Origin of the sequence: Embleya sp. AB8 (assembly GCF_049739465.1) — a bacterium.
Classification (GTDB): domain Bacteria; phylum Actinomycetota; class Actinomycetes; order Streptomycetales; family Streptomycetaceae; genus Embleya.
In genome coordinates this window covers 219,305-238,132 of record NZ_JBMHHY010000004.1, presented here as the reverse complement: position 1 = coordinate 238,132, position 18,828 = coordinate 219,305, and the positions used below count along the sequence as shown (strand labels likewise).

Below are 18,828 nucleotides of genomic sequence, written 5' to 3'. Positions count from 1 at the left end.
GCGGGGGGACCTCACGCGGTCGGCCGGGCGGACGTAGGGCTTGACGACATGTCCTACGGACCGTCGGGGCCGGGACGGCCGGCGATCAGCGACAGCGGCAGCCGGCGACGCGGGCCAGATCGATGTAGCGGCGCCTGGTGAGCGCGGCCAATTCGGGAACCGGGACGGAGACGCGGCGCACGACGGCGATCACGGCGTTCTCCTTCCGGTCGGCGACGCGCCGGGCGGCTCCCGGAGGCGTCGGGGAGGAGCATGGCATGCCGGACCCCGAGTCTTCAAAGATTCTCACGATGTGGGAAGGGGTGGGTATATCGAGGCCGATCCGCTCACCGTGTGCCGATCATGGGTTGCCACAATGTAAGAGGGACCGGCTTCGCGGGCGCGACGCGGGGTCGGCGGAGCAACCGCGATCTGCCCGCGCGGGGTCGTCGGGTGTGCGAGGGTGCGGGGGACGGTGTCGATGCGGCCAGGGCTCCGTCGGTGGGTCGGCAGGCTGGTCGGACCGGTACGACGCATCGGAGTCGGTTCCCATGGCATACGAAATCCCGCCGGAGACGGCACACTTCGTGGATCGCGAACCCGAGCAGGCCCGGGTGTTCCGAGCCGCCGCGGAGTGGGCCGGGCAGTCCCGACCGCTGTGTGTCGCACTCAGCGGGCCGGCCGGGATCGGGCGTACGGAACTGGCCTTTCGGCTCGCCCGCGCCCTGCGCCAGGACCCGAACGACGACGTGCTCCATCTCGACCTGGACGACCTGCGCCGGGACGGTGTGGTGGAAGTCGCCGACGCACTCGGCGACTTGTTGCGCTCGCTCGGGGTGCGGCCGGAGTTCCTGGAACACTCGTTCAAGGCCCGCTGCCGGCAATATTGGACGCATACGGACGGCAGACGCCTGGTCGTCGTGCTCGACAACGCGCGCTACGGCGCCGAGATCGTGCCGCTGCTCCCGGTTTCCGCGGCGAGTGTGGTGATCGTGGTCAGCCACGGGCCACTGCACGACCTCGAACCCGGCGCGGCGGTCGAGTTGACGGTGAGTCCCCTGGACGACGGGCATGCGCGGGACCTGCTGCAGCGGCTCGTCGCCGACCCCCGACTCGCCGCCGAACCCGAGGCCGCCGAAGGCCTGGTCCGGCTGTGCTCGGGCCTGCCCGCCGCGCTGCACGTGACCGGCCGCTGGTTGCGCCGACACCGACTGCGCCCGCTGTCCCGGCTGTTGGCCGACCTCACCACCGAACTGCACGAGAAGGGACTGCCCGAGGTGGAGGCGGTGTGGGACGCGGCCTACCGGGGACTGGGCCCCGATGGCGCGCTGCTCTACCGGCTGCTCGGCGACGACCCGGGCTGGGACTTCACGCCACAGGCGGCGATCGCGCTGCTCGGTCGGGGCGAGGACGCGGGCTATGCGGCGTTGGAGGAACTGGATGCCGCCGGGCTGGTCGAGGTCAGAGGCGAACACCGGCGCCTGTCCGAGCTGTTGCGGGCGCACGCGCGGCGCCGGGCCCGGCAGGACGGCGGCGGACCGGAACGTGTCGACGGGCGGCGGCGGATCGTGCGCTGGTACCTGCGCCAGGCGCAGTCGGCGGACGCCGTCGCGGCGGGCCCGCGACTGACCTTGGCCGAGCCGGTCCCACCCGTACCCGGCGCGCCGGACCTGGAGTTCGCGGACAAGGCGGCAGCGGCACGTTGGCTGGAGGCGGAGCGACACGCGCTCTACGCCTGCGTGCGGATCGCCTACGCGGCCGGCCTGGACGCCGAGGCATGGGCGCTGTGCGAGCCGCTGTGGACACACTTCCTCGACCACCGGCACTACGCGGACGTCCTCGACGCGTTCGGTAAGGGAGTGGCGGCGGCCCAGCGGGCCGGGCATCCCCGTGCACTGATCCGGATGCGCTGCCAGCTGGCCCGACCGCTGTGGGAGCAGGGTGACTTCGCGGCGGCGGAGCGGGAGTTGGGGCAGGCGCTGACCGCACATGCGGCGCTCGGCAGCATGACGGACGACGACCGCAAACTCGGCGCGTCCGCCGTCGAGTTCCGCGGCATGCTGCACTCGGCGCGCGGCGACTGGGCGGGCGCGGCGGCCGACTTCGAGGCATCGCGCGAGGTGCACCGGGCGATCGACAACCGGTACGGCGTGCTGCTGACCACCTACCGCCTCGGCGAGGCAGTAGCCGCCCTCGGCGACCCGGCACAGGCGGCCGAGCTGTTGGAAGAGGCCCGCGACATGGCCATCGACCAGAACCGAGCCCGGATGACCGCCCGCACCGGCTTCGCCCTCGGCAAGGCCCTGCACGCCCTGGGCCGCAACACCGAGGCCCGCCCGCTCTACGACTTCTCCCTGACCGCCGCCCGAAAGCGCGGCGCCCACGCCGACGAGGCCCGCATCCTGGACGCGCTCGCCGAGGTGGCGACGGCCGAGGGCGACGAGGCAGGCGCCCGGGCACACCGGGAGGCGGCGCACACGATCCGCGCGGCGGGTGGGGCGGTGGAGTAGGGGGGAGGGAGCGCTACGGCCCGGCGCCCGACCCGAGACGGGCCGCTGCGGACCGATGTGGTCGATTCCACATGATTTGGGTGTTCCGGCGGAGGTCGGGCGTACTAACGTCGGGGCAATGGATCATGGGGTGCGCAGGCGGTTCGATGCCGTGGCGGAGGGTCTCGGGTTTCGGCTCGACGCGGATCAGACTTCGGCGGCCGATCGGCTGAGCGTGCTGGCCGGCGAGGTGGGCGTCGGGCGTCGGCGGCTGTTGCGTCACGCCCCACGCGGTGTGTACCTGTGGGGGCCGGTCGGGCGTGGGAAGAGCTGGCTGATGGACACGTTCTACGCGGCGCTGCCCACCGAGGCGAAGCGGCGGGTGCACTTCCACGAGTTCTTCCGGGATCTTCAGGAGGCGGTCTTCCGGCATCGCGAGGACGCGCACACGATCGACCCGGCGATGGCCGAACTGGTGGGCGACGCGGCGGTGTTGTGCTTCGACGAGTTCCATGTGCACGATCCGGGTGACGCGATGTTGGTCACCAGGCTGTTGCGGGAGTTGTTCGGGCGACGGATCACGCTGGTCGCGACGTCCAACTATGCGCCCGCGGGGCTGCTTCCGTCGCCGCTGCATCACCACCTCTTCGAGCCGGCGATCCGATTGATCGAGCAGAAGATGGACGTGGTCGGCGTCGCCGGGCCGCGCGACTACCGCACGGGGGCGGACCCGGACACCGGCTCGGCGGGCGGCTTCACCGGTGGTGCGCTGCTGTCTCCGGGCGACGCCGCGCAGCTCCACGCACACGGGTTGGTTCGGCCCGGGGCGGCCGAGGAGACGGCGCTGGTGCTCAACCGGCGGACGCTCACCGCGCGGGCCGTGCGTGGGCCGCTGGTCTGGTTCGACTACCGGCGGCTGTGCGAGGCGACCACGGCCACACCCGACTACCTGGCACTGGCCGACCGGTTCGATACGTGGGTGCTGGACGGTGTCCCGGACTGGGACGACTGCTCGCGCGACGGACGGCAACGGTTGGCCAACGTGGTGGACGTGGCCTACGACCGCGACATCGTGCTGTACCTGATCGGCCCGGGCCGTCCCGCCCAACCGGCGCCGGGGGCGGAGGTTCCGCCGGACTTCGTCCGCACCGCCAGCCGCCTCGGACTGTTGCGGGAGCGGGTGGGCGGTTAGAACTCCTTTTCCAGTTCCGCCGGTTCGGCGGCGGACAGGTGGACGGGGAACCGGCGGTTGTTGAGTACGCAGATGAAGTCGGCTGGTAGGGCCGGGTGTTCGGCCAACCGGACGTGGACGGCGCTGAGCATCGCAGCTGGGTCCGGGTGGTCGATTCGGCCGCCGGTTCGGTCCGGCTCGATGCGTACCGTGACCAGCGCGCCGGACTTCGTGCGGGCCACGCACAGTGTGTCGGACAGGATTACCGCGGCCGTGCGGCAACCCGGGTAGTCGGCCAGTACCTCGGCGGTCCAGCCGGCGGGCGTCCAGCCCAGCCGAGCCGGTGCGGGCGGGGTCGTCCGGACGTAGTGGACCGCGGCGCTCTGCAGGTGGGATCGGCTCGCCGCGCCGTGTTCGGCCGCGATGTGATGTGCGGGTAGGGAGCTGCGGGTGGGTCGCCGTTCGACCCGTACCTCGTCGCCGTCGACCCGGACCCGCACCGCGAAGGCGGCCGGTGTGCGGGTCGACGCGGTGGGCGGCGGCAGCACCCGCGCGGCGGCCGGGTAGGGCCTGGGATCGAGGCCGAGTACCGCGTATACCTGCTCGCGCAGCCGTTCCAGTGCGTGTCCCTGCTCGGCGAACGCCTCCGCCGCGTGTGCCCGGCCGGATCCCGGGCGATGCGCGTCGAGCAGCTCGGCCAGGCGGTCGGGGTCGGCCAGGCGCGGGCTGTCGGCGAGCAGTTCGGCGATCGGGCTGCCCGGGATCAGCTCGGCACCGCCGTCGTAGCCGGCGAGTACCGGCCGGTCCAGGGCCGCCGCGTACAGCGCGGTCGAGCCGTGATCGGTGAGCACCACGTCGGCGGCGACCAGCAGCGCGGCCCACTCCTCGTATGGCGCGGCCAGGATCAGCCCGGCGTCGAGCGCGGGCGCGAGTTGCTCGGCGAGGTCGAATTCGCCGATCTGGCTGCGCTCGTTGGGGTGCAGGACCAGGGCCAACTGGTAGGCGTCGAGCGGGAGTCGGGCGGTCAGCTCGGCGGGCAGGTGGGGGTGGCGGTGGAACAGCGATTCGGGACCCCACGTGGAGGTGAGCACGAGCAGCGTGCGGGCGCCGGTGCGCAGGTGCGCGCGGTAGAGGTCGCGGAGGCCGACCGAGGCGAGAATACGTTCGAGGGTGGGATCGCCGACCACCGCGGCGCGTTCGGCGGCGACCCGGCTGAGCGCGGCCAGCCGGGCCACCTGGCTGGGATGGGCCAGGGCGTGCACCGTGGCCAACGGCCGTCCGGCGCGCAGCAGATGGGTCGGATCGAGGCCGGACGCCGAGTCGGCGGCGCCGCGTTCCTCGGGGATGGTCTTGCCGAATCCGGCACCGTGCGGCAGCAAAACGCGGGGGCCGCGCAGTTCGTCCAGCTCACCCTTGGGGCTGGCGGCCAGGATCAGGTCGTACGAACGCTCGACGGCACGGGCCCACGGGATGGTCCTGGCCTGCCGACGCTCGATCGCGACGAGGGCCTCGAGGTCGAATTCCGAACCCGGTACCAGGGTGCACAGCCGAGTGATCCGGTCGTCGCCCTCGAAGACCGGCAGCACATCCAGCAGCCGATGCAACGCGGTCGCCGACCGAGCCGCCAGCAACACCGCCCGTCGCCCGTCGCCCGTCGCCCGTCGCCCGTCGCCCGTCGCCCGTCGCCCGTCGCCCGTCGCCCGTCGCCCGTCGGCGGATTCTTCATACCAGTGCAGGGCGGTCTCCGTGGGGTATCGCCGGAAGGTTCGGGCGGCCGGTTCGGCGCCGGCGGCGTCGAACGCCGATCGTACCCGCGCGGCTGCCGGCCCGGGATCATTCTTCGCAACCGGCTGCGCCCACCGGGACGGCCGAGCAGAATGTGGCCCATGGGTGAGCTGGGAATCGCGCTGATCGCCGCCGGTTCGGCGCTGGCCGGCGGCCTGATCACCGGCTGGTTCACGCGCGCCGCCGGACTTCGCCAGGCGGACGCGGCACGACACGCGGGCGACCGACAGGCGGACGCGCTCCTGGACACCGTGCGCAGCACGCTGGCCGAACAACGGACCGCGCTGGACGAGCAGCGGGTCGAACGACTGCTGGACCTGCGTCGGCAGACCTATCTGCGCCTTCTGGAGGCGGCGGACAGCGTCAGCGTCGGGCAGCGCACCGGCGCGGGCAGCCCACAGGACCTCCCCGCCCTGCAACGGGCGCTCACCGCAGTGCAGTTGGAGGGCCCGGCCGAGGTGACCCGGGCGGCGGGCACACTCGTCGACACGGTGCGCCGCAGCGCCTCGCCCGACGATCTGGAACGGGCCCGCCAGGACCTGATCGCCGCCGCCCGGATCGCGTTGGCTAGCCGCGCCGCTCCGTGATCAGCGTGTGCAACACCGCCTGGGCGGTGGGCAGTCGGTTGGCCGCCTGTTGCCAGACCAGCGAGTTCGGGCCGTCCAGCACGTCCGAGGTGATCTCCTGGCCGCGCATCGCCGGCAGGCAGTGCAGGACGACGGTGTCCGGGCGCGCGTGTGCGAGCAGTTCGTGGTCGACCCGATGGCGGGCGAAACGTTCGGCGCGTTCGTGGGCCTCGTGCGGCTTGTCCATGGGGACCCATACCTCGGCGTACACCACCTGCGCGTCGCGCACCGCGTCGGCGGGCTCCGTGGTAGTGGTGACCGAGCCGCCCGTGGTCGCCACCGTGCGCCGGGCCGAGGCGAGCAACTCCGGGTCCGGGTCGTAGCTGGCCGGACTGGCCACCACCAGGTGCATCCCGGTGGCCGCGCACGCCTCCAGGAACGAGTTGCAGGTGTTGCCGCGCGCGTCGCCGATGAACGCCGCGGTCAGCCCCGGCAGCGCGCCGAAGTGCTCGGTGAGGGTGAGCAGATCGGCCAGCGACTGGCACGGGTGGTGGTCGTTGGACAGTGCGTTGATCACCGGTACGGCGGCCACCTCGGCCAGTTGCTCGACCGTGCGGTGCTCGAACGTGCGCACCGTGATCGCGTCCAGGTAGGAGGAGAGCACCCGGGCGGTGTCGGCCCAGGTCTCCCCGTGGCCGAGCTGCATGTCCTCGCGGGTCAGCGATACGGCGGTCATGCCGAGCCGGTGTGCGGCAACGGCGAGCGAGACCCGAGTGCGGGTGGACGGCTTTTCGAAGATGCAGCCGATCGCGCCGCCTGCCAGGCCGGCCCGCCAGCCCAGTGGCTCGGCCTTCATCGCGGCGGACAACTCCAGCATCAGGGCCAGTGCGGTCGGGTCGAGGTCGGCGACCCGCAGCAGGTTGTCGGGCATTCGGCCGTGGGCGGCGGGAGCGGCGCCGGCCGTCGCCCGCGTCGGGTCGGCGGTCGTGGTCGTGTCCGTCATCGGGATCCTTCGGTGGTCCGGCGGCGGCCGGCTGCCGGCGGCCACGCGTGCCGACACCGGGAACGGTGTCGGGGCGGTGGGCCCAGCCTGCCGGGCGGCGCGGATCGGGGCATGTGGGACAACGCGGATGGGTGAACCCTTGTGGCGACCCGGTCGTGGCCCCTCGATGCTGGTTCGGGGCGGGTGGGGTGGCGCGGGGGAACCCGAGACCGGCGGCGTTGTCGGCGGGACACCGAGGATGGGACACGATGGTGAGCACCGACGACCGGATGCCGACGCTGGGCGTGGAAGAGGAGTACTTCCTGGTCCACGCGGACACCGGAGCGGTCGCCGAGGGCGGCACCCGAGTGCTGGCTCGGGCCCGAGCGGTGTCGGGGGAACTGATCTCCGGCGAGCTGACCGAGTATCAGATCGAGGCCAAGACCCGACCGTGCACCACCGCGGCCGAGCTGATCGGGCAGCTGACCCGGATGCGCGCGGTCACCGCCGCGGCGGCCGGCGCCGAGGGGCTGCGGATCGTGGCCTCGGGGACGCCGATCGTGGGCGCGCGCGAGCCGGTGCCGATCCGGGACGATCCGCGTTACCTGGACGGGCTGGAGGAGTTCCGAGCACTGAACGACTCGTACGCGGTGTGCGCGATGCACACCCACGTGCACGTGCCGGTGCGGGCCGAGGCGGTGTTGGTCAGCAATCATCTGCGGCCCTGGTTGCCGATTTTGGTGGCGATGGCCGCGAACTCGCCGTACTGGGCCGAACGGGACAGTGGCTACGCCAGTTGGCGTACCCTCGCCGGCAGTCGGTGGCCGGTCGCCGGGCCGCCGCCGTATTTCTCGTCGGAGGACCACTACGACCGCCTGGCCGAGGTGCTGGGGGAGGCCGGCGCCACGCTCGGGGCGCGCACGTTGTTCTGGGACGTGCGACCGTGCGCGCATCTGCCCACCGTGGAGATCAGGGCGATGGACGTCGGCGCGGATGTCGAGGAGACGGCGGTGTTCGCGATCCTGGTCCGGGCCCTGGTGGTGCGGGCCCTGGAGCGGGTGCGGCGCGGCGATCCGGGGCCGCTGCTGAGCGATGCGCTGTTGCGCGCGGCCTACTGGCGGGCCGCCCGGGACGGCTGGTCCGGTCGCGGCCTCGACGTTCGCGACCATCGACTCGTGCCGATGACCGACCTGGTTCGGCAACTGGTCGCGTACGTCCGGCCGGTGCTGGTCGAGTACGGCGAACTATCCCTGGTGATCCGGGTGTTGCGCGACCGTGCCGGCCGTGGCGGCGGCGCCGAGCGGCAGCGCGCCGCGTTCGCCCGCCGGGCCGACCTGCGTGACGTGGTCGACCACCTGGCCGACCACACCACCGGCAGCAAGCCGCCGACGCACGCCACACCGGCAGCGGCCCGCAGCCGCTGACCCGTCAGCGAGCATGCCCGGGCCCCGGCCCGCCCCCGGCCGGTGTGCCACTCGACGGCGCCGGTTCGAGCGGTGGGGCGAGCAGGCGGGCGCCGGCTCGGTCGCGCAGTCGGCGGAGGAAGGACAGGACACCCGCGCCGCCGGTCGCCCACGCCAGGTCGGCGCCGGTGAGCGTGTTGTCGGGGAACAACGGGCGGCGCGTGGTGCCGCCGCTGCGGGCCAGGATCAGCGCCACCACGTCCTCGGCGGCCCGCCACAGTTCGTCGTCGCCGGTCGCGAGGGCGGCGTCGACGAGCAGTTCGCCGACGCCGGACAGCCCGCAACACTGCGAGACCAGGCTCATCCGGGGGGCCAGCGAATGGCACAACCGGGCGCAGCGCAGCCCGAGTTCGAGCAGTTCGCGGTCCTGCTCGGCGGCGCCGGCCGCGATCAGCACGGTGCCGATCCCGGCCATCCCGCGACACCAGGACCCGAAGTGCCGGGCGGCGCCGGGCAGTGCGGCCGAGGCCAGCAGGTCCGGGGTGACGGCGGCGAGTTCGGCGAGTCCGGCGCGGGCGGCGGCGCCGACGGCCGGATCCGCGTCGGGGTCGGCCCGGTGGTAGGCGTGCAGGAAGTGCACGATGCCGGCCCGGCCGTGCGCGTAGCCGTGTACGTAGGCGGCGCGGGAGGACACCGGCGGCAGGTCGCTCTCCTCGGGCACCGCGGCCGGGTCGGCGGCCAGGAGGGTCTTCGCGCAGTCCGCGGCGGCGGCCAGGTGTGCGGCGGCCTGCTCCGGGTGCCCGGCCGTGTGTGCCCGGCGGGCCAGCAGCAGCCGGCCGGTGCCGGTGCCGGCGGCGCCGCCGATCTGGTCGCCGGTGTCGTCGTAGGGGATCGGGGCGGGTGCGGCGGCCGGCTCCGGGAGGCCGCCGGGCAGTGCGGCGGCCGGGCCCAGGAACAGTTCGACGCCGGTCCGACCGGTGTACAACGCGGCGGAGAGTTCGGCGAGTTCGGGATGGGCGGCGGTGCGCCTGGCCAGTTCGGCGACCGCCGGTGCGACGCCGGGGCGGTCGGTGTGCCGCAGCAGTTCCAGGCCGATGCCGGCGGCGCCGGCGTAGAGGGTGAGGCCGGCCCCGGGGCGGGCGGTCGACTCGGCGGGTAGTGCGCCGGCGCCGCGGACGCAGGAGGTGACGGTGTGTGCGATCACGTCGTCCAGCACGGTGCTGGTGATCCGAGGTGGTGCGGGCAGCCGGCGACCGGGCGATGGGGCGGGCAGGCCGGCGCGCAACCGGCGGGCGTAGGCGGTGCGTTCGGCGGGGTCGAGGTTGAGCAGCCCGGCGACCAGGGCGCGGACCGGGCGGTGGGCGACCCCGGGCAGCGCGGCGGCCAGGCAGGCGAGGGTGCGGTCCCGGTTGACCGCCGGGTCGGAGTCGACCAGCACCGGGTCCAGGCCGGTGAGCGCGTAGTGCAGGGTGGCGCCGAGCGCGTACAGGTCGTCGGCGGGCCGGGCCGGGCCGCCGCTGCGATCGGGGGCGAGGGTGTAGCCGGGGGTCCCGCCCGCCGGGCGGTGGGTGTCGAGTGCGCTGATCCCGAAGTCGACCAGCCGGCAGGTGCCGTCGGCGTCCAGGACCACGTTGCCCGGTTTCAGGTCGCACACCACGACGCCGCGTGCGTGTACCGCGTCGAGCACCGCGAGCAACTGTCGGGCCAGCGTGGAGATTCGCCGGCCGGCGCGCGCGTCGCCGGGGTAGGGGCCGTGGGCCAGTACGTCGCGGCGCAGATCCCTGGGGCCGCAGTCCGTGGTGACCAGGAACTCGTCCTCGCCGTGCCGCAGATGGTCGACCACCCGGGGCACCCCGTCGAGGCCGGCCAGCGCGGCCAGCACCGCGCGTTCGTGTCGCAGTCGGCCGCGCGCGTCCACCCCGAGGCCGTCCTCGCCGGCGTACGCCCGGGCCTGTTTGACCACCACGCGGTCCCCGGTGGCGGCGTCGAGTGCGCGGTAGACGTCCCCGTGCGGCGAGCGGGCGATGCCGGAGGTGAGCCGGTAGCGGCCGCCGATCAACCGCGCGGTGCGGCCCGCCACGGGGGCCGGCGCGCCGAACGGGTCGGTGGCCCACGGGGGTTGGCGGTAGCGCAGGCCCGCCCGGCCGGCGAAGCGTTGCCCGTCGGGCCCGGTCAGCACGAACCCGGAGTCGTTCGGCCCGGTGACCCGGAACGGGCCGTAGCGGTAGTAGACCGGCGCGTCGGGGCGCACCCGGCGGTCGCTGAGCACGCGCGGTCCGCCGCGCCCGGCCAATACCTCGGCGAGTTCGCGGCCGAGCGCGGCCACGTCCTGCTCGCGCGGATAGACGGTGGCCGCCTTGCCGACCAGGGCGGGATCGTGGATCCCGGCGTTGAGTTCCTCCAGTACGGCGGTGCTGACCGCGAACTTGGCCAGACACGGGTAGCGCAGCAGTACCGGGACCACGAGTTCGAGGGTTTCGGGGAAGTCCTCGGGGCGGGCCGAGATGTGCAACTTCCAGCCGTGGTCGAGCATCGGCATGCGCGGGTCGAACAGGTGCAGCCAGACGGCGTCCGCACTGTGCCGGCGGTCGTGGCCGGCCACCAGTGTGTCCAGTCGTCGGCGCAGGTCCTGCGCGGATCCCGGCGGGATCGACCGCAGCTTGTCCACTCGCGTTCTCCTGCCGTTCTGGATCCGGGGGCGCCGCGCACCGCCGCCGCCCCCGGGCGGGTGGTCTTGCTCGGGGGCGGAACGGTGGATCGGGCCCGGCCGGATCGCCGGGACGATCCGGATCAGACCTGCCAGTGACACCCGACGCGGGTGGTGGCGGTGGGCCACGGCCGGGGCAGACACGCCTCGATGCGGCGTTCCGGGTCCGTCTCGTCCTCGAAGATCACGATTTCCTCTTCGACCTCGACGTCGAGCGGACCGGCGTCGCGGATCTCGGTCGTCACGGGGCTCATATCGATCCTTCCTGGTGAAATGGGCGGGCGAAGCGGCAAACGCCTACCGGTCACACCCGACGCGGGTGGTGGCGGTGGGCCACGGCTCGGGCAGACACGCCTCGATGCGGCGTTCCGGGTCCGTCTCGTCCTCGAAGATCACGAATTCCTCTTCGACCTCGACGTCCAGCGGACCGGCGTCGCGGATTTCCACCTGTACGGGGCTCATATCGATCCTTCCTGCAAAGGGCGGGCAGATCAGTACACGAACCTTGCCTCGTCACACAGCCGTAGAGCCGGCCGGTTGTTCCGGTCACCGCGCCACACCCCGGCCGCTGGTACGGCCGGGGCAGATGGGCCGGCGTACCGGCGACCATTAGTCTCCATGCTGCGCGACCAAAGGAGAACGTAACGAATCGGCCGACTTGTGGCGCGATTTCGCGCTCGTGAACTCTTGGCGTCGCAGGCCGGAATCGGCCGGCGGGAAGGGGGTCGGCGACCACCGGGCGGTTGCCGTGTGCGCACAATGGGCGCATGACGACGCCGAACACCCCACCGTCCCGCGGCGAGTTGCTCCGGCACCTGGTGACGACCCGGATCGCCGGTCTCGTCGCCACGCCCCGGGAGGTCAATCTCCGTCACTACACCGAACTGGTCGAGGGGAACCGGCGCTACTGGCTGGGCCTGGACCTCGGGGATCGCTGGAAGAGCGCGGAGGACGTGCTCGCGGTGCTGGCCGAGCGGGCGGGCGTGGAGGCCGACCCCGCGCACCGGGCCGGGCAGGACACCATCGACCCGATGCGCACCCTGGACGGCCTGGACCGGATGGCCGCGTTGCTGCGCGACGCCGCCGCCCGGCGGTCGCGGGTCCTGGTCGCGACCGGACACCCCGGCGGCCTGCTCGACGTGCACCGCGCGATCGCCGAGGCGCTGCGGGCGGCCGGCGCCGAGATCGTGGACATCCCCCGGGGATTGCGGGTCACCGAGGGGGACGACGACACGAAGGGCCAGGTCCGCCAGTTCGGCGGGGTGGCGGTCCTGGAGAGCGGGGCCACGTTGTGGCACACCCACGCCCCGCAGCCGATGTCGGCGATCCTGGACGCGCTCAAGGAGAGCGGACAGGCGTGGCCGGATCTGGTCGTCGCCGACCACGGCTGGGCCGGGCGCGCCGGCCAACACGGCATCCCCACCGCCGCGTTCGCCGACTGCAACGACCCGGCCCTGTTCCTCGGCGAGGCGGAGGGCACGATCACGGTGACCGTCCCCCTGGACGACCACATCGAGGACGCGCGGGACTATGCCCCGATGACGGCGTACCTGCTGGCGACCGCCGGGCTCACCCCGCGCTCTCGCTGACCGGGCGCGACACCGGGAGCCGAGTCGGGGTCACCCGGACCCCGGCTCGGCCGCCTCCGGTGACACGCCCCGGTGCCGCGCCCGGCACTCGACGTTTCGACGACATCCTGTCGACGTTCCGGTGACCGGTTTCCCCGCTTTCCTTTGCGCGAACTTCACTTCCGGGCGTCTTCCGGACGAACCCGGCTACTCCCTAGCGTCTGAGTGCGCCATCGCGCACGCGGTACAACCCGTCACTCGACGTAAACGGAGAACAAGCCGTGTCCGACTGGTCCTTACTCCGTCGTACCCGAACCCGCACCTCCCTCGCCGTCGCCGCCGCCCTCGCCGGTCTGTGGGCCTGCGTCGGCGGTGCCTCCGGTGCCCCGGCGGCGACCGCCGCCGTACCCACCCCCGATCACGTGGTCGTGGTGATCTTCGAAAACCACGCCTACGGCCAGGTCATCGGCAACTCCAGCGCCCCGTACATCAATTCGCTCAAGTCCGGCGGCGCGAACCTGACCCAGTCCTACGCCGAGACACACCCCAGCCAGCCCAACTACTTCGCGCTGTTCTCCGGCTCCACCCAGGGCATCACGGACGACAGCTGTTACGACCCCGGCTTCACCGACGCCCCCAACCTCGCCAGTGAACTGAGCGCCGTCGGCGCGAGCTGGGCCAGCTACAACGAGTCGCTGCCCAGCCAGGGCTCGACCGAGTGCAGCAGCGGCGACTACGCGCAAAAGCACAACCCGTGGTTCGGCTTCTCCAACGTGCCGACCTCCACCGCGCAGACCTTCGACCAATTCCCCACGGACTTCACCACATTGCCCAACGTGTCCTTCGTGGTGCCGAACCTGTGCAGCGACATGCACGACTGCTCGGTGGCCACCGGCGACACCTGGCTCCGGGACAACCTCGGCGCCTACGCCACGTGGGCCCAGACGCACAACAGCCTCCTCGTGATCACCTTCGACGAGGACAACCGGCTGAGCGGCAACCGCATCCCGACCGTCTTCTCCGGACAGCCGGTGCGCGCGGGCAGCTCCAGCTCGACCACCTACAACCACTACAACCTGCTCCGCACGCTCGAGGACATGTACGGCACCTCGCACGCCGGACAGGCCGGATCCGCCGCCGACATCACCGGGATCTGGATCCCCTGACGTGTATGTCGCGGACAGCCGCGGCCCGGCCGCGCCGGACGACGCCGCCCGGAGCACCCGCTCCGGGCGGCGCCCCGCCCCCACCGCCCTGGCCCCGACAGTGCTCGCCCTGGGCACGGTCAGCCTGGTCACCGACGTCTCCTCCGAGATGGTCGCCGCCGTCCTGCCGCTCTACCTGGTGGCCGGATTGGGCCTGTCCCCACTGGGCTTCGGCCTGCTCGACGGCATCTACAACGGATTCGGCGCGCTGGTCCGACTGCTCGGCGGCCACCTGGCCGACCGCGGCGGCCGGCACAAGAGCATCGCGGCCCTGGGCTACGGCCTGTCGGCGGTGTGCAAACCGCTGCTCCTGGTGGTCGGTTCGCTGCCCACGATCGGTCTGGTGCTCGCTGCGGACCGGACCGGCAAGGGGCTGCGCACCGCGCCGCGCGACGCGTTGATCTCGCTGTCCTGCGAACCCCGGGCGCGCGGGCGGGCGTTCGGTGTGCATCGGGCGATGGACACGGCCGGCGCCCTGCTCGGCCCGCTGGTCGCGTTCGCGATCCTGCGGGTCACCGTGGACGGCTACGACGCGGTGTTCCTGGTCAGTTTCTGCATCGCGATGCTCGGCGTACTGATTCTGCTGCTGTTCGTGCCCGCCCGCCCGGCGAAGCTGCCCGCGGACGGTCCTCGGCCCTCGTTCCGGGCCGCACTGGCGCTGCTCGGCCGCCGGGAGGTGCGTCGGCTGGCCGGCTGCGCGCTGTTGCTCGGGCTGGCCACGGTCAGCGACTCCTTCATCTATCTGCTGCTCCAGCGCCGATTGGGCGTCGCCGACCGGTGGTTCGCGCTGCTCCCGCTGGGGACGGCGGCGACGTTTTTGCTCCTTGCCGTGCCGCTGGGCCGGTTGGCCGACCGGATCGGGCGGCAACGGGTGTTCCTGGGCGGACACTTCGCGCTGCTCGGCGCCTACCTGGTACTGCTCTCCCCGGCGAGCGCCGGCTGGCTGCCGGGCCTGGTGCTGGCCCTGCACGGCTGTTTCTACGCGGCCACCGACGGGGTGCTGCCGGCCGCCGCGGCCGAGGTGGTGCCCGCCGAACTGCGGGGCAGCGGGCTGGCGTTGGTACAGACCGGCCAGGCGCTGGCCCGCTTCGGCTGCTCGATCGTGTTCGGCGCGGCCTGGACCGCCTTCGGCGACCGGGCCGCGCTCACCTCGGCCGCGGTCGCGCTGACCGCGTGTGCGACCGGCGCGATACTGCTGCGCCCGATCGCGGAAGGGTCCCCATGACGCTACGTCGCAAGTTGCTCGTCCTCGCCGCGGCGGTCACCGTACTGGCCGTGCTCGCGGTCGTGGCCATCCTGCACGCCGTCGACCGTACCGACCGCAAGAACCGGCCACAGGCCGGCGGCCCGACGGTGGCCTCGGGCCGGGTCTCGCTCGCCTCGACCGCCGAGCGGCTCCTGGTCTTCCGGAACCTGGCCTGGGGGCCGCACCGCGACGAGGTGGCCACCGTGCGGGCCGCCGATCCCGACGGCGCGCGCACCGCGTCCGGGGTCAAGTGCCTGCGCTTCCACGCCTCGGCCGGCACCGGAGTGTGCCTCCAGGCCGAACACGGCGCACTCCAGGAGAACTACCGCGCGGTGGTGTTGGACGCGGGACTGCACGAGCGCGAGCGCTATCCGTTGCCCGGCATCCCGTCCCGGGCCCGGGTGTCCCCGAGCGGCGCACTGGTCGCCTGGACCGTGTTCGTCGGCGGCGACTCGTACGCGGGCACCGACTTCTCCACCCGGACCGGGATCGTGGACCTGCGCACCGGCAAGCTGACCCCGTCCCTCGAGGACTTCCGGGTGATCCGGGACGGCAACGCCGGACACAGCGCGGCCGACGCCAACTTCTGGGGCGTCACCTTCGCCGACGACCGGGCGTTCTACGCGACGATGGCCACCGGCGGGCACACCTATCTGGTCCGCGGCGATCTGGCCGACCGTACGGTGACCGTGCTGCACACCAACGTCGAGTGCCCGTCGCTCTCCCCGGACGGGAGCACGATCGTGTACAAGAAACGGGTCCCGGGGTTGTCCGCCGACGCGCCCTGGCGGCTCTACGCGCTGGACCTGGCCTCGCAGCGGGAGACGCCGCTGGCCGAGCAGCGCAGCGTGGACGACCAGGTGGTGTGGTCGGACGCGCACACCGTGGTCTACGCACTGCCGGGCGACTACGGCGCGGATCTGTACGTACTGCCCGCCGACGGCTCCGGCGGCCCGCGCCGGCTGACCTCGGCGGCGGTGGCGCCCGCGTATCTGGGCTGAGCCGTCCCGGGCGGGCACCCGGTGGGCACGAACGGCCGCCCGGCTCGGGGCCGGGCGACCGTGCGCGGGAGAGCGGAAGGGGAGGGTCAGGAACGCGAGCGGCGCGGCTGCCCGGGGCGCGACGCGGGCCGCTCCTGCTCCTTCGTTTCCTTCTCCTCCTTCTCCTTGTGCAACTCCTTGATCCGGATCGTCTCCTTGCGGACGTCGGCCTGGACGGCGCGCTCCTGCCGCAACCACTCCGGGCCCTCGTCCTTGAGCGCGTCGATCTGCTCGGTGGTCAGCGGGTCGGTGATGCCGCCGCGCGCGAGGCCGGCGATGGACACGCCGAGCTTGCTCGCCACGACGGGCCGCGGGTGCGGGCCGTTGCGGCGCAGCTCCTGGAGCCACTCGGGCGGGTCGCTCTGGAGCGCGTTCAGCTCGTCGCGGGAGACGACACCCTCTTGGAATTCGGCGGGGGTGGCCTGGAGGTACACGCCCAGCTTCTTCGCCGCGGTCGCGGGCTTCATCGTCTGGGTGGTCTTGTGCGACGTCATGGGGTCAAGAGTAGCGACCGAGTGCGGTGCCGCCGATCATGGCCGGTAGCCTGACGTGGTGACAGGCGCGGAAGTACCCTCTTCGTTCCGGCTCGCCTACGTGCCGGGGGTGACCCCCACCAAGTGGGTGCGGACCTGGACCGAGCGGCTGCCCGACGTGCCGCTGACGCTGGTGGCGGTGACCGCGGCCGAAGCGGCCGACGCACTGCGCGCCGGGGACGCGGACGCGGGCCTGGTCCGGCTCCCGATCGAGCGCACCGGGCTCAGCGCGATCCCGCTCTACACGGAGACCACGGTGGTCGTGCTGCCCAAGGAGCACGACGTGGCGGCGGTGGACGAGGTGTCGACGGCGGACCTGGCCGAGCTGATCGTGCTGCATCCGCTCGACGACACGCTCGAGTGGGAGCAGTGGCCGGGTCTGGCCGCCAAGGAGCGCCCGGCGACCACGGCGGATGCGATCGAACTGGTCGCGGCGGGGGTCGGGCTGCTGGTCGTGCCGCAGTCGTTGGCTCGCCTGTATCACCGCAAGGACCTGACCTATCGGCCGCTGACCGACGCGCCTGAATCGCGCGTCGCGCTGTCCTGGCCGGAGGAGGAGACCACCGATCTGGTCGAGGAGTTCATCGGGATCGTCCGGGGCCGGACGGTCAACAGCTCGCGCGGGCGCACGGCGACGCCGCCGGCCGAGACGAAGAAGGCGAAGACCAAGCGCCCCGATCCGGCCGCCGCCCGCCGCAAGCCGGCCGGCGGGTCGGCCGGCAAGAGCCCGCGCGGCGGCGGTACGGGCGGTTCGGGTGGCAAGCGCGGGAAGCCGCGCTGGCGGTCGTAGTCGGCGGCGCGGCGGTGGTCGGGCCTCGGTGCGACCCCCGACCTTGACCGGCCGACCATGGTTCAATACTTGCGCAACTGTGAAAATCGGACTGCCGGGCCACTCTTGTGCGGCGCCGGCCCGCGAGTGGGTGGGGGCATACGTGCACGACGCCGGAACGGACGCGGGTTGCGAGGTGCGCCGATCCCGGCGGTGGGTCGGCCTGGCGGCCCTGGCGCTGGTCGGTTGTGTGGCGATCTCCGGTTGCCAAGGCGGCGATTCGTCGCCCGCCGCGGCGCCGAACGGCACGCCGGGATCAGCCGGTGCGACCACCTCCGGCGGTGGGGGCGCCGGTGGCGGGGACGATGTCGCGGCGGGCAACGGGGACTTGGCCCGCTATGCCGCGTCGGTGACCAAGTACGCCGGTCAGGCCGGCATCGCGCCGCGCCTGCTGATGGCGATCCTCTACAACGAGTCGTACAAGCCGCACGACCCGGCGCTCGAGCGTGCGTGGCAGAAGATGAAGCCGGACTCCGCGTTCGGCATCGCCAACATGCATCGGGCCGCGTTCGACGAGGTCAAGGTCGGCCGCGACTTCGCCAACCGGAACTGGGACGAGCTGCCCGACCATCCGGACCTGGCGATCGAGGCCGCCGCCTGGTATCTGCACGACCTGGGCACGCAGTTGCCCGCGCAATGGCCCGCGTCGTTGTCCCGGGAGGAGCTGCTCGCGCTGGGCTACAACGCCGGCCCGGGCAACATGAAGGCATTCGCCCGGGGCACCGCGCCGGGCAGTCAGGCCAAGTCGTATCTGGAGCGGCTGCACGGCAACGAGCCGGCCGCGGACAAGGCGCTGCGCGGGCATTGATCGGGGTGCGGCCCGGCCGCGCGGGGGGCGCGCGGCCGGACCTGTTCGGGGTCAGTCGCGACGGCGACGGAAGATCCGCTTCGCGGCGTACACGATGCCGACGATGAGCAGCACGAAGAAGAGCACGATCAGGATCACCACGACCAGCAGGAACTTGCCGAGCTTGGCGAAGAAGCCCTTTTTCTTCTTCTTCTTTTCCGCCGCCGAGTTCACCGCGGCCCGGGCGGCGGGCGCCGGCGCCTGCGGGGCGACTTGGGAGACCGGGGTGAGCCCGGCGGCGGCGGTGCCCGGCGCGGCGGCGGAGATCGTGGCCGATCTCGGCGCGTCGGCGACGACGGCGGCACCGGCACTGCCGGCGGTGACGGCCGTGCTGCCCACGCCGGCCGCGAGCGCGAGGACGGCGCCGACTATCGCGTGGGTGATCCGGTTGTTCATCGTTTTCCTGTCCGTGTCGGTCGGTTCGTGGCTGGGATACATACTCCCCACCGCACGGGGACGCGGGGTGGGGTTCGGGTCG

The 18,828-nt window shown here is 72.9% G+C and carries 18 protein-coding genes; 10 read left to right on the top strand and 8 right to left on the bottom strand.

The window, feature by feature from the left end; all coding sequences use genetic code 11:
- Positions 1-85 precede the first annotated feature (85 nt).
- The gene (locus ABIA38_RS07755; protein ID WP_424637703.1) at positions 86-193 is read right to left on the bottom strand and encodes a putative leader peptide; all 108 of its coding nucleotides are present in this window, start codon (positions 191-193) and stop codon (positions 86-88) included.
- A gap of 337 nt (positions 194-530) precedes the next feature.
- On the opposite strand from ABIA38_RS07755, the gene ABIA38_RS07750 reads away from it, so the two are divergent.
- Together ABIA38_RS07750 and zapE are read left to right on the top strand one after the other, a co-directional pair.
- Complete coding sequence (locus tag ABIA38_RS07750) at positions 531-2,489, top strand: tetratricopeptide repeat protein (RefSeq protein WP_424637702.1); 1,959 nt, start codon at positions 531-533, stop codon at positions 2,487-2,489.
- A 118-nt stretch (positions 2,490-2,607) separates the two neighbouring features.
- Positions 2,608-3,660 carry a cell division protein ZapE gene (gene zapE, locus ABIA38_RS07745; protein WP_424637701.1) on the top strand — a complete coding sequence of 351 codons (1,053 nt, stop codon included), beginning with the start codon at positions 2,608-2,610 and terminating at the stop codon, positions 3,658-3,660.
- On the opposite strand, the gene ABIA38_RS07740 is transcribed toward zapE, so the two are convergent.
- Positions 3,657-5,273: a translation initiation factor 2 gene (locus ABIA38_RS07740; protein WP_424637700.1), complete on the bottom strand. Its 1,617-nt coding sequence runs from the start codon at positions 5,271-5,273 to the stop codon at positions 3,657-3,659. The two genes, zapE and ABIA38_RS07740, sit on opposite strands and share 4 nt — an antisense overlap.
- 252 nt (positions 5,274-5,525) lie before the next feature.
- Here ABIA38_RS07740 and ABIA38_RS07735 point away from each other — a divergent pair, with 252 nt between their 5' ends.
- A complete protein-coding gene (locus tag ABIA38_RS07735) occupies positions 5,526-6,011 on the top strand; it encodes a hypothetical protein (protein ID WP_424637699.1) in 486 nt (161 codons plus the stop codon).
- On the opposite strand, the gene argF is transcribed toward ABIA38_RS07735, so the two are convergent.
- On the bottom strand, positions 5,992-6,993 hold the full coding sequence (gene argF, locus ABIA38_RS07730) for an ornithine carbamoyltransferase (RefSeq protein ID WP_424637698.1): 1,002 nt from the start codon (positions 6,991-6,993) through the stop codon (positions 5,992-5,994). The genes ABIA38_RS07735 and argF overlap by 20 nt on opposite strands.
- 248 nt (positions 6,994-7,241) lie before the next feature.
- Here argF and ABIA38_RS07725 point away from each other — a divergent pair, with 248 nt between their 5' ends.
- A complete protein-coding gene (locus tag ABIA38_RS07725) occupies positions 7,242-8,396 on the top strand; it encodes a carboxylate-amine ligase (protein WP_424637697.1) in 1,155 nt (384 codons plus the stop codon).
- A gap of 4 nt (positions 8,397-8,400) precedes the next feature.
- On the opposite strand, the gene lanL is transcribed toward ABIA38_RS07725, so the two are convergent.
- The 3 genes from lanL to ABIA38_RS07710 all read right to left on the bottom strand — a co-directional run bounded on the left by lanL (position 8,401) and on the right by ABIA38_RS07710 (position 11,544).
- Positions 8,401-11,043 (bottom strand): class IV lanthionine synthetase LanL, encoded by a 2,643-nt coding sequence (gene lanL / locus ABIA38_RS07720; RefSeq protein ID WP_424637696.1) that lies wholly within the window; start codon positions 11,041-11,043, stop codon positions 8,401-8,403.
- 122 nt (positions 11,044-11,165) lie between these two features.
- Positions 11,166-11,336, bottom strand: a complete 171-nt coding sequence (locus tag ABIA38_RS07715) for an SflA family class IV lanthipeptide (RefSeq protein ID WP_424637695.1) — start codon at positions 11,334-11,336, stop codon at positions 11,166-11,168.
- A 43-nt stretch (positions 11,337-11,379) separates the two neighbouring features.
- Positions 11,380-11,544 carry an SflA family class IV lanthipeptide gene (locus tag ABIA38_RS07710; RefSeq protein ID WP_424637694.1) on the bottom strand — a complete coding sequence of 55 codons (165 nt, stop codon included), beginning with the start codon at positions 11,542-11,544 and terminating at the stop codon, positions 11,380-11,382.
- A 305-nt stretch (positions 11,545-11,849) separates the two neighbouring features.
- Here ABIA38_RS07710 and ABIA38_RS07705 point away from each other — a divergent pair, with 305 nt between their 5' ends.
- The 4 genes from ABIA38_RS07705 to ABIA38_RS07690 all read left to right on the top strand — a co-directional run bounded on the left by ABIA38_RS07705 (position 11,850) and on the right by ABIA38_RS07690 (position 16,102).
- Positions 11,850-12,671: a phosphatase gene (locus ABIA38_RS07705; RefSeq protein WP_424637693.1), complete on the top strand. Its 822-nt coding sequence runs from the start codon at positions 11,850-11,852 to the stop codon at positions 12,669-12,671.
- 260 nt (positions 12,672-12,931) lie between these two features.
- Positions 12,932-13,816: an alkaline phosphatase family protein gene (locus ABIA38_RS07700; protein WP_424637692.1), complete on the top strand. Its 885-nt coding sequence runs from the start codon at positions 12,932-12,934 to the stop codon at positions 13,814-13,816.
- A 1-nt stretch (position 13,817) separates the two neighbouring features.
- Positions 13,818-15,080, top strand: coding sequence for an MFS transporter (locus ABIA38_RS07695; protein ID WP_424637691.1), 1,263 nt, complete (start codon positions 13,818-13,820; stop codon positions 15,078-15,080).
- Positions 15,077-16,102, top strand: coding sequence for a TolB family protein (locus ABIA38_RS07690; protein ID WP_424637690.1), 1,026 nt, complete (start codon positions 15,077-15,079; stop codon positions 16,100-16,102). The genes ABIA38_RS07695 and ABIA38_RS07690 overlap by 4 nt, the downstream gene beginning before the upstream one ends.
- 86 nt (positions 16,103-16,188) lie before the next feature.
- Here ABIA38_RS07690 and ABIA38_RS07685 read toward each other — a convergent pair whose 3' ends face one another.
- The gene (locus ABIA38_RS07685) at positions 16,189-16,635 is read right to left on the bottom strand and encodes a DUF5997 family protein (protein WP_424637689.1); all 447 of its coding nucleotides are present in this window, start codon (positions 16,633-16,635) and stop codon (positions 16,189-16,191) included.
- 58 nt (positions 16,636-16,693) lie between these two features.
- Between ABIA38_RS07685 and ABIA38_RS07680 the strand changes: the two genes are divergently transcribed.
- Together ABIA38_RS07680 and ABIA38_RS07675 are read left to right on the top strand one after the other, a co-directional pair.
- Complete coding sequence (locus ABIA38_RS07680; protein WP_424637688.1) at positions 16,694-17,464, top strand: LysR family substrate-binding domain-containing protein; 771 nt, start codon at positions 16,694-16,696, stop codon at positions 17,462-17,464.
- A gap of 142 nt (positions 17,465-17,606) precedes the next feature.
- A complete protein-coding gene (locus tag ABIA38_RS07675) occupies positions 17,607-18,311 on the top strand; it encodes a transglycosylase SLT domain-containing protein (RefSeq protein WP_424637687.1) in 705 nt (234 codons plus the stop codon).
- A gap of 51 nt (positions 18,312-18,362) precedes the next feature.
- On the opposite strand, the gene ABIA38_RS07670 is transcribed toward ABIA38_RS07675, so the two are convergent.
- Positions 18,363-18,746: a hypothetical protein gene (locus tag ABIA38_RS07670; protein WP_424637686.1), complete on the bottom strand. Its 384-nt coding sequence runs from the start codon at positions 18,744-18,746 to the stop codon at positions 18,363-18,365.
- Positions 18,747-18,828 lie beyond the last annotated feature (82 nt).